The following is a 13,462-nucleotide window of genomic DNA, read 5'->3' as shown; positions in this document are numbered from 1 at the left end:
CCGCGATGCGCGGCCCCGTCAGTACATGGTCAGCAGTTCGAACGCGACCCACGCGAAGAACGCGATCAACAGGCCCGCGCCCTCGCCCTTGCTGATGTGCAGGTCGCCGCGCAGCATCGGGTAGAGCATCAGCGCGAACACGCCGGCCGCGGGCAGTTCGAACATCACGAACGATTCGGGCAGCGCCATGGAGCCTCCGATCGCCGCCATGCCGCCGATCACCACGAGCAGGTTGAACAGGCTCGAACCGATCACATGGCCCACCACGATGTCGCCATGCCCCTTGCGCGCGGCGGAGATGGCGGCGGCCATTTCCGGCAGCGCGGTGCCGATGGCCACCGGCAGCAGGCCGGTGAGCAGTGGCGCCATGCCGATGCCCTCGCCGATCGTCGGTGCACTGCGCACGATCATGCGCGAGCCGAAGTAGAGCAGCACCGCCGCGATCGCGAAGCGGATGATGTTGAGCCACAGGTCGGTGCTGGTGCGTGCGAAGGCGGCGATCGCATCTTGCAATTCGGGCGATTCACGACGCGTGCGCGCTGCGGCGAACATCACCACCGCCACGAAGGCCACGAGCAGGAGCATGCCCTCGATCCGCGACAGCCTGCCGTCGAAACCCAGCACGATGGTCAGCAGCGTGCCGAGCAGCAACACCAGCAGCAGCGGCGAGAGTGCGCGCCAGCGCACGGTCAGCGGCGCGACCAGCGCGGCCGCGCCGAGCGTCAGGCCGAAGTTGGCGACGTTGCTGCCCACCGCGTTGCCCAGCGCCAGCGCGGGCTGATGGCGCACGACTGCCTGCAGGTTGACCGCCAGCTCCGGCAGCGACGTGCCGAAGGCGACCAGCACCAATCCGGCAACGAAGGGCGAGGCCCCCAGGCGCTGGGCCAGCCCCGACGCGCCCTTCACGATCGAGTCGCCACCCAGTGCCAGCAGCACCAGCCCCAGTACGAACCAGCCAATGGCCTCGAGCATCGTGTCCCCCTCCACGTCTCAGTCCCTCGATTCTAAGCCCGGGCCGCCCAGCCGCGCCCAGCACCGTGTCTCAGGAGCAACCTTCCACATAGTCCACCTGCGGCGGCTCGCCGATTCGCCACGTGGTGACGCGGCCCGACGCATCGGTCTCGAACAGCACCACGCCCGCGCCTCCGTCCGGATTGGGAACGCGCAGGTACTTCCCGCCCTCGACGTATTTGTGGTTCTGCACCTGCACGTGCCCTGCGTACAGTTGCTCGATCTGCTGCGTGCTCATGCCCACGCGCCCGCCGCCGGGCGCCTCGATGTCCTCGGCGTTGACGTCCATGCGCACGAAGCGCTGGTCTTCGAACATGAAGGCGATGCGGTAGCCGCGTTGCGTGCGCGGTTGCGGCATGAGGTAGTAGCAGCCCTGCGGCGTGTCGGGCTTCATGCCGCCCAGTTCACGGCGCCAGGCCATGCGCAGTTGTTCTTCGGTCGAGCCGAACGGCGCGGGGCCGAAGCCCGCGAAGCCGATCACACCGGGGGCCGGCATGGCGCCGTTGGCGGCGCCGGGCGGCGGCGGCGGCGTTCCGCTGGACGGTTGCGAGGCCGGCTCCACCGCCGGTGCGGGCGTGGCGACGTCCGGCGTGCGTGCAGGCCCGCGCTCACCGCAGGCCGACAGCACCAGGAGCAAGGCCGTCGCAGTCGCCACCCTCATCACGCACGCTCCATGCACGGCACCGGGCCGGTCGGGCAGCCTAGCTCCGCACCGCGTTAACGCAACGCAAACGCGCCCGCTCAGGCCTTCGCGTCGAAGTGCTTCTTCAGCCCGGCCCAGCACGCCTGGTAATCGCGCTGGCGATGCGCGGCATCGAGGGCCTGCTTCGTCGGACGGATCACCGCGCGCGTCTCGAACATGAAGGCCATCGTGTCCTGGACCACGTCCGGCTTGGACAGATCGGCCGCACTGGCCTTCTCGAACGTCGCCGCGTCCGGACCGTGGCCGGTCATGGAGTTGTGCAGCGACGCACCGCCCGGCACGAAGCCTTCGGCCTTGGCGTCATAGGCGCCGTGCACCAGGCCCATGAACTCGCTGGCGATGTTGCGGTGGAACCACGGCGGGCGGAACGTGTCCTGCGCGACCAGCCAGCGCGGCGGGAAGATCACGAAATCCAGGTTGCTCGTGCCCGCCGTGTCGCTGGGCGAATGCAGCACGAGGAAGATCGACGGATCGGGGTGGTCGTAGCTGATCGATCCGATGGTGTTGAAGTGGCGCAGGTCGTACTTGGACGGCGCGTAGTTACCGTGCCAGGCGACCACGTCGATCGGCGAGTGACCGATGTGCGCGCGCCACAGGTGGCCCTGGAATTTGGCGATCAGCTCGAAGTCGCCTTCGACATCTTCGTAGGCCGCGTTCGGCGTGAGGAAATCACGCGGGTTCGCCAGCCCGTTGGAGCCGATCGGCCCCAGGTCCGGCAGGCGAAGCATCGCGCCGAAGTTCTCGCACACGTAGCCGCGCGCCTCGCCGTCGGGCAGCGTCACCGCGAAGCGGATGCCGCGCGGGATCACCGCGATTTCCTGCGGCTCCACGTCGAGCACGCCCAGTTCGGTCTCGATGTGCAGGCGGCCCTGCTGCGGCACGATCAGCAGCTCGCCGTCGGCGTCGTAGAACCAGCGGCCCTGCATGTCGCGATTGGCGGCATACAGGTGGATGCCCACGCCGCCCTGCGCAGCGGGCGAACCGTTGCCGGCCATGGTGAACAGACCGTCGACGAAATCCGCGCCGCCAGCGGGCATCGGCATCGGGCTCCAGCGCAGCTGGTCGGGCGAGACCGGCGCGTCGCCGAAGTCATTGTGGAAATGCGCCTGCGCGTAGGCTTCAAATGCGCCGTGCATCGCGGCGGGGCGGATGCGATACAACCAGCTGCGGCGGTTCGCATGGCGCGGCGCGGTGAACGCGGTGCCCGAGACCTGTTCCGCATAGAGCCCGTGCGCTACGCGCTGTGGCGAGTTGCGCCCGACCGGCAGCGCGCCGGCCACCGCCTCCGTCGCGAACTCGTTGCCGAAACCGGATTGGTAGCCGTTGCTGGTGATGGTCATGTCGGAGCCTTTTAAGCCCCTCTCCCATCGGGAGAGGGGTTGGGGTGAGGGGCGGCGGAGCGGCATGCGTTCCAGATCGCTTCGATGACAGCGTCGGTCTGCTGCAGCACTTCGTTGTCCCAGAAGCGAAACACCGTGAAGCCTTGCGATTCGATGAAACGGGTGCGGGTCAAATCTGTCTGGTACGAATGCTGCGAGCCGTCAAGCTCGATGACAAGCATCGCGGTCAAGCAGACGAAGTCCACGACATAGGGAGGAATCGGATACTGGCGCCGGAACTTGAAACCGGGAAGCTGGTTGTTTCGCAGCCCTCGCCAGATCACGCGCTCGGCATCCGTGGCCGACGCTCGGAGGGATCGCGCCCTGCGCAACGTGTCCGTCGGCAATTTCGCCCTCTGACGGTCTTCCATGCTCCACCCCTCACCCCAACCCCTCTCCCGTCGGGAGAGGGGCTTCAAAGCACTTACTTACAGCACGCCGCGCCGCATCTGATCGCGCTCGATGCTCTCGAACAGCGCCTGGAAGTTGCCCTCGCCGAAGCCTTCGTTGCCCTTGCGCTGGATGATCTCGAAGAAGATCGGGCCGATCGCGTTCTGGGTGAAGATCTGCAGCAGCTTGCGCTGGTGGGTTTCCGGATCGGCGTCGATCAGGATCTTGTTCTTCTGCAGGCGCGGCACGTCCTCGCCGTGGTTGGGCACGCGCTGGTCGACCACGTCAAAGTACGTGTCCGGCGTGTCAAGGAACGCCACGCCCTGCTCGCGCATCGCCTCGACGGTGTCGTAGATGTTGTCGGTGAAACAGGCGATGTGCTGGATGCCCTCGCCCTTGTAGGCGTCGAGGTATTCGTTGATCTGCGACTTGGGATCGTTCGACTCGTTGAGCGGGATGCGCACGATGCCGTCCGGCGCGGTCATCGCCTTGGACACCAGACCCGTCTTCACGCCCTTGATGTCGAAGTAGCGGATCTCGCGGAAGTTGAACAGACGCTCGTAGTAGTCCGACCACTTCTGCATGTTGCCGAAGTACAGGTTGTGCGTGAGGTGGTCGATGAAGGTCAGGCCGAAGCCCTTCGGATCCGCCTCGGCGCCCTGCACCGGCAGGTAGTCGCCTTCGTAGATGGAGCCGTTGTCGCCGTAGCGGTCGACCAGGTACAGCATGCAGTCGCCGATGCCCTTCACCACGGGCGCGGCGACCGCGCGGCTGGCGGCCTTGTCGGTGATGGCTTCGCCGCCGTTGCCGACCACGGTGTCGAACACCTTCTGCGCGGATTCCTTGAAGCGGATCGCGAAGCCGCAGGCGCTGGGGCCGTGCTTGGCGGCGAAGTCGGCCGCGAAGCTGTCCGGGTCTTCGTTGACCAGGAAGTTCACGCCACCCTGGCGGTAGACCGTGATCGGCCGGGTCTTGTGGCGCAGCACGGCGGTGAAGCCGAGCTTGCGGAAATAGTCGTGCAGGGCCTCGCCCTGACCCGCCGGGGCGGCAAACTCGACGAACTCGAAGCCGTCGATGCCGAGCGGGTTCTCGAACGTGGTGACCTGCATGCCGAGGTTGGGCTGCGCATTCATGGCATTGTTCTCTGATGGCGGCCCGGCTGATGGGGGACGGACTTCCGGCCCGGGCCAATTCGGAAACGACTTTTATAGTTTCACCTGAAACCATAATCAAGGCATACCGCACCATGAATGCGCGCGACCCCGGATTTCCCAGGCTGGGCCAGACCCTGCCCGCCCACGCCCAGCTGGACCTGGAGCACTTCCTGCCCTACCGGCTGTCGGTGCTCAGCAACCGCGTCAGCGGCACGATCGCGCGCATCTACACCGAGCGCTTCCAGCTCAGCATCACCGAATGGCGGGTCATGGCGGTGCTGGGGCGCTACCCGGGCCTGTCGGCCAACGAGGTGGCCCAGCGCACGGCCATGGACAAGGTGGCGGTTAGCCGCGCCGTCGCGCGCCTGCTCGAAGCCGGTCGGCTGGATCGCGAAATCCACGGCGACGACCGGCGCCGGTCGGTGCTGAAGCTGTCCGAGGGCGGCTACAGGATCTACGACGAGGTCGCGCCGCTGGCGCTGGCCTTCGAGCGCAGGCTGCTGGAGGGCATCGACGACGCCGAGCGCGCCGCGCTGTTCCGCCTGCTGGACCGGCTGGATGAGCTGGAGCTGCAGGCGGAAACCCAGTCGGGCTAGAGGCGCGCGACTGACGCGTCGCGCCGCCTCAGGCGTGCACGATGGCGTTCACGCGCCATGCGGGGAATTCGGAGCCGACCGTCGGCGGATCGATCCAGCCGCACGCCACCAGGCCGTCGTCGCTGCCGGCCTCGCACAGATAGACCGCGACTGCGCCGCGCTGCTGTTCGGTGCGCACCAACGCCCAGCCGGCGGGCAGCGTGCGTTCGTCGCGCAGGTACTCCGCTTCCACGTACGGGGTTGCGTTCGCCTCCAGGATCTCGCGTCCGGCCGATGACGCCAGCGCGGTCACCGTCGCGATTTCCGCGTGCAACTGCGGCGGCACCGGCGGGCGTTCGATCACGAGCCCATGGCCTTCCAGCCGTGCCGCGATCGCCTCCGGTACCGCGTACGCCAACGGGCGGCGCACGATGTGCTCGCCGACGAAACGGCCGATGTAAGGCACGCGCACGCTCACCGCTTCGCCTTCGAGCGTGTACGGATCGCGCGTGAGGATCTCCACTTCCCGGTCGGGGAAGGCGTCGAGCCGGTAACGCACGGCGATATCGTCGGGCGGCATCTCGCAAACGGCGAGCAGTTCGACGATCTCTTCCGCGTGCTCGCCCACGTAAGCCAGCGTGTGACGCAGGAAGGCGTAGGTGGTGTGCACCCGGTCGTAGAAGTCGATGTAGGCGTAGGTTTCCAGCAGCAGGTCGAGGCGGTTCGCCAGGCCGCGGTAGTTGCCGCCGAAGCGCGGATGGTGCGTGTAGGTGATCCAGCCCGTGCCCTGCCCGCCTTCGTCGCGCAGGAAGTTGCCGTACCAGAACGTATCGCGCCCGTCCTCGCGCTTCACCGCGTCCGTCACCGCGGGCAGCAGGTGCTCGCGCATGAAGTCGATCGGCTCGATGCGACCGCTGTGCACCGTGTGCGGGATGTCGTATGTCAGGTCGAAGCGGTGGATGGAACCGTTGGTGGCGTGGCAGTCGATGGTGAGGTGCGGGTTCCAGGCGTGCATCACGTGCGTCTGCAGCAGGCGCATCTCCTCCGCGTCCTGACGCATGTAGTCGCGGTTGAGGTTGATGCCGGCGGCATTCACGCGCGTGCCCACGCCGCTGTCGGGACCGAGCTGGCCGGTGAAGTGCGCGATGTCGAGCGCGCGGTTCGCCGGGTCGATGCGATCGTTGCCGTCGGCGTTGAACAGCGGCACCAGCAGCAGCGTCATGCGATCGAGCAGGTCGCCGTGCGCGCCGTGCAGGATGTCGCGCACGAGCATGAGCCCGGCCTCCTTGCCCTCTACTTCGCCGGCATGGATACCGCACAGCACCAGCACCACCGGCAGGCCGCGGCCGTGCGCTTCCTGCGGGGAACGCGCACCGTTCGCGGAGAGCACGAGCAGCGGAAGCTCGCGGCCTTCCGGCGTCGCGCCGAAGTCCGCGACGTGCAGGCGGTGGTCGCCCAGTTCCTTCAACCCGTGGATGAACGCCATCACGTCGGCGTGGCGCGAGGTCTCCGCGTACTGGGTGCTTTCGGCGCGGGTGAGCAGCGGGGGCTGGGACATGCGGCGGCGTCCGACGGGCGTAGGCGACTACGGTAACCCGAGGGCTTCGCGGCGGGCCTCACCGCTTGTCCGCGCCCCGGCGGCGCCGCAAACGACGACGGCGACCCGAAGGTCGCCGTCGCTCCAGCAAGGCCGCTTCCGCCAGGCGGAAGCGGGCCGGATCGTCACTTCACGCCATGCATCAACTTCTGCACCAGGGGGGCGACCAGGAACAGCAGCACGCCCGCGCCGACCAGCGCCCAGAAGCCGAAGGTGTAGCCCGCCAGCGCCGACGCCGTGGTCATGCCGCTCTCGCCGCTCACGGCACCCGCGAAGATGCCCGACAGGTTGTTGCCGATGCCCGTGGACAGGAACCAGCCGCCCATGCCGAAGCCGACCAGGCGCACCGGCGCCAGCTTGGTCACCATCGACAGGCCGATCGGCGACAGGCACAGCTCGCCGATGGACTGGATCCAGTACACCGCGAACAGCGTCCAGAACGGGATCAGGCCGGCGGCCGTGACCAGCTTGGACAGGGCGAACATCAGCAGCAGGAAGGCCAGGCCGTTGAAGATCAGGCCGAGCGAGAACTTGCGCGGGATCGACGGGTTGGCCTTGCCCATCTTCACCCAGCCCCACGCGATCAGCGGGGCCATGGTGATGATGGCGATCGAGTTGATGCTCTGGAACCACGCGGTCGGGAACACGCGCTCGCCGCTGAGCGTGTAGACCAGGTCGGCCAGGCCGCCGCTGAAGATGTCGCGGTCGACGATCTTGTCGGCGAGGAAGGTGAAGGAGCTGCCCGCCTGCTCGAAGAACATCCAGAACAGGATGTTGAAGGTGAAGATGATCAGCATCGCGATGGTCATGTCGCGCTGCTTCGGACCTTCGCGGAAACCCTCCACCAGCAGCATCGCGCACAGGCCCAGGAACATCACCGTCAGCACGCCCTGCAGCGCGCCGGCGCCCATGGCCAGCAGGAAGTACACCACCGGGATCGACACCAGCGCGCCGGCGAACACGTACAGCACCTTGCGCTTGTCCGTGCTGTTGACCGGCGGACGGCCGATGCCTTCCAGCTGGCGACGGCCGAACCAGAACCACACCAGGCTGATCAGCATGCCCACGCCGGCGGCCATGAAGACCACCTTGTAGGCCGGCATCGTTTCTTCGCCGAAGACCTTGCGGGCCAGGTACTGGGTCAGCAGCGGGGCCAGCATCGCGCCCAGGTTGATGCCCATGTAGAAGATGGTGAAGCCCGAGTCGCGGCGTTCATCGCCCACGGCGTAGAGCTTGCCCACCATCGTGGAGATGTTCGGCTTGAACAGGCCGTTGCCGACGACGATCGTCGCCAGGCCCAGCTTGAACAGGTGCTCGTTGGGCAGCGCGATCATGAAAAGGCCCGAGGCCATGATCACCGCGCCCAGCAGGATCGAACGCTGGTACCCCAGGATCCGGTCCGCGACATAACCGCCGAAGATCGCCGCGGCGTACACCAGCGCCAGGTAGGCGCCGTAGACGCGGTTGGCCTCCGCCTCGCCCGAGGCGTCGCCGCCGTAGAACTGCGCGACGATATAGAGCACCAGCGCCCAGCGGATGCCGTAGAACGCGAAGCGCTCCCAGAATTCCGTCATGAAGAGCATCCACAGCGGCTTGGGGTGGCCCAGGCGCTGCTCGAATGCAGGAATCGCGGCCGTGCCGGTCGCGGGTGTAGCGGTTCCGCTCATGCGGTATCCCCTGTGTGGATCAAGTACTGACAAGAAAGGAAAACCCACGCCGGGCGGCACGGGACCGGGGAGATTTACCGGGTGACGTCCATCACGTCAAACCCGCGTGAAGGCGAAAAGGCCGTGCTGCGACGCAGCATTCCGCCTGAACAGGCGCTCCGCGCACTCAACGGGACAAAGCGGCGGCCCTGACCGCCAAGGCGAGCAAACGCGGGAAATCCGGGTGGGCGTCCACGAGTCGCGCCTGCGCCTCCTCCAGCGCGCACCAGCGCAGCTCCGCGTGCTCGGCCAGCGGGGCCGGCGTGCCGTTCCAGCCCGGCACCAGGTACAGCCGCAGGCGCCACGGCTCCGGCGCCGCGCCTTCGATGACATCCAGATAGGACAGGCCAAGGGGGGCGATGCCGAGTTCCTCGGCGAGCTCGCGCGCGATGGCCTGCTCGCCGCTCTCGCCCGCCTCCACGTGTCCGCCGAACACGTCCCACGCGCCGGCGAGCCAGTCGCAATCGTCGCTGCGCCGTCCCAGCAGGATGCGGTCCTGGCGTACCAGCAGCGCGCCCACGCAGTCGTGCACGCGCCGGTCCATCGCCCTAATTCGCCGGCGGCGCCCCGTAGCCGGCGTCGGCGCCGATCATCGTGCGCACGTCGAACAACTCGGGGAAGAAGGTCAGGTCCAGCGCCTGGCGCAGGAAGCCCACGCCGCTGGAGCCGCCGGTGCCGCGCTTGAAACCGATGATGCGCATCACCGTGCGCATGTGGCGGAAGCGCCACAGCTGGAACTGGCTTTCCAGATCGACCAGGTCTTCGCACAGGTGGTACGCGGCCCAGTGCGCGTTCGTGTCCTCGTAGATGCGCTCGAACACCGGCAGCAGCTCCGGATCGGCGACATGCGCGTGCGACCAGTCGCGCTCCACATGGCGCTGCGGCACCGCGTAGCCGTGGCGCGCCAGGTAGCGCAGCGCCTCGTCGTACAGGCTGGGGGCTTCGAGTACGTCGCGCAGTGCGCCTTCGGCCTTCGCGTCGTGCGCGAACACCTTCAACATCGCCGCGTTCTTGTTGCCCAGCAGGAATTCGATGGTGCGGTACTGCAGCGACTGGAAGCCCGAGGACGGGCCCAGGATCTCGCGGAACTTCATGTAGTCCGACGGCGTCATCGTCTCCAGCACGGACCACATCTCGGTGAGCTGGCGCAGGATGTTCTTGCAGCGCGCGAAGATCTTCTGGCACTCGCCCAGGCGGTCCTCGCGCAGGTTGGCGATGGCCGCCTTCAGCTCGTGGATCATCAGCTTCATCCACAGCTCGGCGACCTGGTGCTGGACGATGAACAGCAGTTCGTCGTGCTGGGGCGGGTTGGACAGGCGCTGCTGGGCCGACAGCAGCGTGTCGAGCTGCAGGTAGCCGGAATAGCTCATCCGCCCTTCGAAATCGGTGTGGATGCTCGATTCCAGTTCGCGCTCGTTCTTCTCGACCGTCATTTCAGGCTCGTGGGGCGCCGGATCGGGCCGGCCAGGGGGCCCAAAGGGTAGCGCATCGGGGGGCGGTCACTCGCGTGAAATACCCGCAACGCAGCATCCGGCACACTCGGCCGGTCCGCGACAGGGGCGTTGGCGGGCGAGGACGCTCAAACAACGGGGAAGACTATGGACAGGTTCGGGGGCCGCTGCGCGGCTGCGTTGTTCTCTCTCGCATTGCTGGCCGGGGCGAACGCCGCCCAGGCGCAGGTGGTCATCAGCCAGGTCTACGGCGGCGGCGGCGGAGGTACGGCGGTCTACGCCAACGATTACGTCGAGCTCTACAACCGCGGCACCGCACCGGCCTCGCTGGCCGGGCTGTCGGTGCAATACGCCAGCGCGACCGGCACCGGCAATTTCAGCGGCGTGGCCGTCCTGCCGGCGGCGACTGTCCAGCCGGGCAAATACTTCCTGGTCGCGATGAGCGGCGGCTCGGCCGGCGCGCCGTTGCCGACGCCCGACGCCACCGGGCCGGCCGCGATGGCCGCCGGCGCAGGCAAGGTCGCCCTGGTGCGCCAGACCGGCGTGCTCGCCTGCAACGGCGGCAGCACGCCGTGCACGGCCGAACAGCGCGCGTTGATCGCCGACCTGGTCGGCTACGGCAACGCCAACTTCTTCGAAGGCGCCGGCGCCGCGCCCACGCTGAGCGCCGCCACCGCCGCGCTTCGCAACAACAACGGCGCGACCGACACCGACCACAACAACGCCGACTTCACCGCCGGCGCCCCGACCCCGCGCAACAGCGGCTCCACGACACCGGAACCCGAACCCGCCACGCCGCTGACGATCGCGCAGATCCAGGGCAGCGCGCTTCGCTCGGCGCATGAAGGCGAACGCGTGGTGACCGAAGGTATCGTCACCGCCTTGAAGTTCAACAACGGTTTCTTCCTGCAGGCTGCGAACGACGACGGCGATCCGTCCACGTCCGACGGCATCTTCGTGTTCACCAGCAGCGCGCCGCCGGCCTCCGCCGCGGTGGGCAACCGCGTGCGCGTCACGGGCAAGGTCGAGGAATTCGTACCGGCCTCCAACGTCAACCAGCTCACCATCACCGAGATCACCGGGCCGACGGTGGAGCTGCTGGAAAGCGGCGTTGCCCTGCCCGCGCCGGTCGAACTGAGCGCCGCCGATCTCTCGCCTTCCACAACGCCGGGCACGCTCGAGCGCCTGGAAGGCATGCGCGTGAGCGTGGCGAACGCGATCGTGGTCGGCCCGTCGGAAGGCCGCATCGACGAAGACGACGCCACCGCCACCAGCGACGGCGTGTTCTACGTGACGCTGCCTGACGTCGCCACGCCGTTCCGCGAGCCGGGCATCGGCGTGATGGACGCCGCGCTGGCGTCGCTGCCGCCGGGCAAGAACCCGCCGCTGTTCGACACCAACCCCGAACGCCTGATGGTGCGCAGCCGCGGCCAGGTCGGCGCGTTCCCGCTGTCGGTGGACACCGGCGCCGACATCGCCGGCCTGTTGGGCGTGCTCGACTACTTCGGCGGCACCTGGGCCCTGCTGCCCGACACGGCGACGCCACCGACCGCCAGCGGCGGCCGACTGCCGCAGGCCGTCAACGACGCCGATTACGACGCGGTCACCCTCGGCGGCTTCAACCTGCTGCGCTTCTTCGATGAAGTCGCCGACAACAACGGCGCGCCGACGATCAAGCCCGAAGCGGTCGACAAGCGCCTGGGCAAGACGGCCGGCGCGATCTGCGACTACCTCAAGACGCCTGACATCCTCGGCGTGGTGGAAGTGGAGAACCTGCGCGTACTCGGCCTGCTCGCCGATCGCATCAACGCCACCTGCGCGAACTCGCCGGACTACGTGCCGTACCTGTCGCAGGGCAACGACGTGGGCGGCATCAACGTCGGCTTCCTGGTCGCCACGCGCGACAGCGGCGCCGGCGTGGCGCGGGTGGAAGTGCTCGACGTGGTGCAGTTCGGCAAGGACGCTACGCTCGCCAACCCCGACGGCAGCACCAGCCTGCTCAACGATCGCCCGCCGCTGCGCCTGCGTGCCCGCGTGCACCAGGGCAACGGCGCGAGCTATCCGGTCACGGTGGTCGTCAATCATCTGCGCTCGCTGAGCGACATCGACTCGGTCGCGCCGGGCAGCGGCGGCTGGAGCAGCGAAGGCGCGCGCGTGCGCGGCAAGCGCGCGGCACAGGCCGCGTACCTGGCCACGCTCGTGCAGCAATGGCAGCAGGCGAACCCGGGCGAGAAGATCGTGCTGGTCGGCGACTTCAACGCGTTCGAGTTCAACGACGGTTACGTGGACGTGCTCGGCGTCATCAAGGGCACCGAAGCGGCCGAAGACCAGGTGCTGACCTACGTCGACAGCCCGCTGACGACGCCGCTGATCGACGGCTCGGAGCTGATCGCCGACGCGTCGCAGCGCTACTCCTACGTGTTCAACGGCAGTGCGCAGACGCTCGACCATGTGCTGGTGAACGAAGCGGTCGTGCTCGACGCCTCCGCCGTCACCGTGGAGCATGCGCGCATCAACGCGGGCTTCGGCGTGGACAACTTCGGCGACACCACCGTGCCGCTGCGTGTGTCCGACCACGATCCGGTGCGCATCAGCATCCGCGTGCCGGCGTTCCGCAGCGCGGACCTGTCGGTGGTCGCGTCGGCCACGCCTTCGACGCTGCGCGCGGGGGAAATCGCCACCTGGACGGCGACCGTGCACAACGCCGGCCCCAGCGCCGCCGACGCCACCGCCGTGGCGTTCGCCTTCGACGCCAATGTGGCGCCATCGGTCGACGTGCCGCCAGGTTGGACCTGCTCGGCGCCGACGCACGACGGCGCGACCACGACCGTCGCCTGCACCATCGCCACGCTCGCGACACAGGCAGGCGCGTCGTTCACCCTGCGCACGCCGATGCCGGCGCTGGCCAACGGCACCGCAGTGCGCATGGCCGTGGCCGTGCGTTCGCAGACGCGCGATCCGGCCAACGCCGACAACGACGCCACGGCGCACGTCACGGTGGTCACCGCCGCCGATCTGTCGGTGCGCATCGAAGGCGCGGTGTTGCCGGTGCGCAAGGGCGCGATCGCGACCTTCCTCGTGCCGGTTCGCAACGACGGCCCCGACAGCGCACAGGCGCCGACGCTGACGATCGACGGCAACGTCGCGGTGTCCGCCGCGGCGGTCGCCGCACCGTCGGGCTGGAGCTGCACGCGCGTGGCGACGAGCACCGGCTTCCGGGCGCAATGCGCACGCAGCGGCAGTATCGGCAAGGGCGTGCAATGGTTCGCCTTCGCCATCGTGGTTCCGGAGCGTCCGCGCACCGGCACGGCGCTGGAATTCAACGCGAACGTCGACGCCGACACGCCGGATCCGGATGCGTCCAACAACGCCGACAGCCTGAGCGTCGCGATCCGTCGCTGAGGTACCGGCATGACGAAGAGGGCGCGGTGCGAACCGCGCCCTTCTTCGTTGCAGGCCCCGCGCATTCAGGCGATTCGCGGCCGCGTCCATACCG

11 protein-coding genes are annotated in these 13,462 nt (G+C 68.2%); 2 read left to right on the top strand and 9 right to left on the bottom strand.

Features of this window, described 5'->3' with window-relative positions; genetic code table 11:
• Positions 1-18: 18 nt before the first annotated feature.
• The 5 genes from AAFF32_RS06960 to hppD form a co-directional block, all read right to left on the bottom strand.
• Entirely contained in the window at positions 19-972 is a 954-nt protein-coding gene (locus tag AAFF32_RS06960) for a calcium/sodium antiporter (RefSeq protein WP_216960759.1), read from the bottom strand.
• Positions 973-1,042: 70 nt separating this feature from the next.
• On the bottom strand, positions 1,043-1,672 hold the full coding sequence (locus AAFF32_RS06955; protein WP_342316915.1) for a hypothetical protein: 630 nt from the start codon (positions 1,670-1,672) through the stop codon (positions 1,043-1,045).
• Positions 1,673-1,752: 80 nt separating this feature from the next.
• Positions 1,753-3,054 (bottom strand): homogentisate 1,2-dioxygenase, encoded by a 1,302-nt coding sequence (hmgA, locus tag AAFF32_RS06950; protein WP_216960764.1) that lies wholly within the window; start codon positions 3,052-3,054, stop codon positions 1,753-1,755.
• An 11-nt stretch (positions 3,055-3,065) separates the two neighbouring features.
• Positions 3,066-3,464, bottom strand: a complete 399-nt coding sequence (locus AAFF32_RS06945) for a DUF559 domain-containing protein (RefSeq protein ID WP_342316914.1) — start codon at positions 3,462-3,464, stop codon at positions 3,066-3,068.
• A 57-nt stretch (positions 3,465-3,521) separates the two neighbouring features.
• Positions 3,522-4,616 carry a 4-hydroxyphenylpyruvate dioxygenase gene (hppD, locus tag AAFF32_RS06940; RefSeq protein WP_216960769.1) on the bottom strand — a complete coding sequence of 365 codons (1,095 nt, stop codon included), beginning with the start codon at positions 4,614-4,616 and terminating at the stop codon, positions 3,522-3,524.
• 113 nt (positions 4,617-4,729) lie between these two features.
• Between hppD and AAFF32_RS06935 the strand changes: the two genes are divergently transcribed.
• Complete coding sequence (locus tag AAFF32_RS06935) at positions 4,730-5,233, top strand: MarR family winged helix-turn-helix transcriptional regulator (RefSeq protein ID WP_216960772.1); 504 nt, start codon at positions 4,730-4,732, stop codon at positions 5,231-5,233.
• Positions 5,234-5,261: 28 nt separating this feature from the next.
• Here the strand turns inward: AAFF32_RS06935 and AAFF32_RS06930 are convergent, their stop codons facing one another.
• The 4 genes from AAFF32_RS06930 to AAFF32_RS06915 all read right to left on the bottom strand — a co-directional run bounded on the left by AAFF32_RS06930 (position 5,262) and on the right by AAFF32_RS06915 (position 9,948).
• A complete protein-coding gene (locus AAFF32_RS06930) occupies positions 5,262-6,770 on the bottom strand; it encodes a M14 family metallopeptidase (RefSeq protein ID WP_342316913.1) in 1,509 nt (502 codons plus the stop codon).
• A gap of 164 nt (positions 6,771-6,934) precedes the next feature.
• Positions 6,935-8,476 (bottom strand): oligopeptide:H+ symporter, encoded by a 1,542-nt coding sequence (locus tag AAFF32_RS06925; protein ID WP_342316912.1) that lies wholly within the window; start codon positions 8,474-8,476, stop codon positions 6,935-6,937.
• Positions 8,477-8,642: 166 nt separating this feature from the next.
• Positions 8,643-9,059 (bottom strand): NUDIX domain-containing protein, encoded by a 417-nt coding sequence (locus AAFF32_RS06920; RefSeq protein WP_342316911.1) that lies wholly within the window; start codon positions 9,057-9,059, stop codon positions 8,643-8,645.
• A 4-nt stretch (positions 9,060-9,063) separates the two neighbouring features.
• Complete coding sequence (locus AAFF32_RS06915; RefSeq protein WP_216960783.1) at positions 9,064-9,948, bottom strand: tryptophan 2,3-dioxygenase family protein; 885 nt, start codon at positions 9,946-9,948, stop codon at positions 9,064-9,066.
• Between the two features lie 165 nt (positions 9,949-10,113).
• On the opposite strand from AAFF32_RS06915, the gene AAFF32_RS06910 reads away from it, so the two are divergent.
• Positions 10,114-13,368, top strand: a complete 3,255-nt coding sequence (locus AAFF32_RS06910) for a lamin tail domain-containing protein (RefSeq protein WP_342316910.1) — start codon at positions 10,114-10,116, stop codon at positions 13,366-13,368.
• The last annotated feature ends 94 nt before the right edge of the window (positions 13,369-13,462 follow it).

The organism is Lysobacter sp. FW306-1B-D06B (assembly GCF_038446665.1).
GTDB lineage: Bacteria > Pseudomonadota > Gammaproteobacteria > Xanthomonadales > Xanthomonadaceae > Lysobacter_J.
Note: the sequence above shows the minus strand (reverse complement) of the source record. Positions and strands in the feature narration are given on the sequence as shown.

Bases quoted from the DNA above. Each gene is read 5' to 3' on its own strand.
- AAFF32_RS06955 (WP_342316915.1), bottom strand. From the start codon at position 1,672: ATGAGGGTGGCGACTGCGACGGCCTTGCTCCTGGTGCTGTCGGCCTGC.
- hppD (WP_216960769.1), bottom strand. From the start codon at position 4,616: ATGAATGCGCAGCCCAACCTCGGCATGCAGGTCACCACGTTCGAGAAC.
- AAFF32_RS06935 (WP_216960772.1), top strand. From the start codon at position 4,730: ATGAATGCGCGCGACCCCGGATTTCCCAGGCTGGGCCAGACCCTGCCC.
- hmgA (WP_216960764.1), bottom strand. From the start codon at position 3,054: ATGACCATCACCAGCAACGGCTACCAATCCGGTTTCGGCAACGAGTTC.
- AAFF32_RS06945 (WP_342316914.1), bottom strand. From the start codon at position 3,464: ATGGAAGACCGTCAGAGGGCGAAATTGCCGACGGACACGTTGCGCAGG.
- AAFF32_RS06910 (WP_342316910.1), top strand. From the start codon at position 10,114: ATGGACAGGTTCGGGGGCCGCTGCGCGGCTGCGTTGTTCTCTCTCGCA.
- AAFF32_RS06960 (WP_216960759.1), bottom strand. From the start codon at position 972: ATGCTCGAGGCCATTGGCTGGTTCGTACTGGGGCTGGTGCTGCTGGCA.
- AAFF32_RS06915 (WP_216960783.1), bottom strand. From the start codon at position 9,948: ATGACGGTCGAGAAGAACGAGCGCGAACTGGAATCGAGCATCCACACC.
- AAFF32_RS06925 (WP_342316912.1), bottom strand. From the start codon at position 8,476: ATGAGCGGAACCGCTACACCCGCGACCGGCACGGCCGCGATTCCTGCA.
- AAFF32_RS06930 (WP_342316913.1), bottom strand. From the start codon at position 6,770: ATGTCCCAGCCCCCGCTGCTCACCCGCGCCGAAAGCACCCAGTACGCG.
- AAFF32_RS06920 (WP_342316911.1), bottom strand. From the start codon at position 9,059: ATGGACCGGCGCGTGCACGACTGCGTGGGCGCGCTGCTGGTACGCCAG.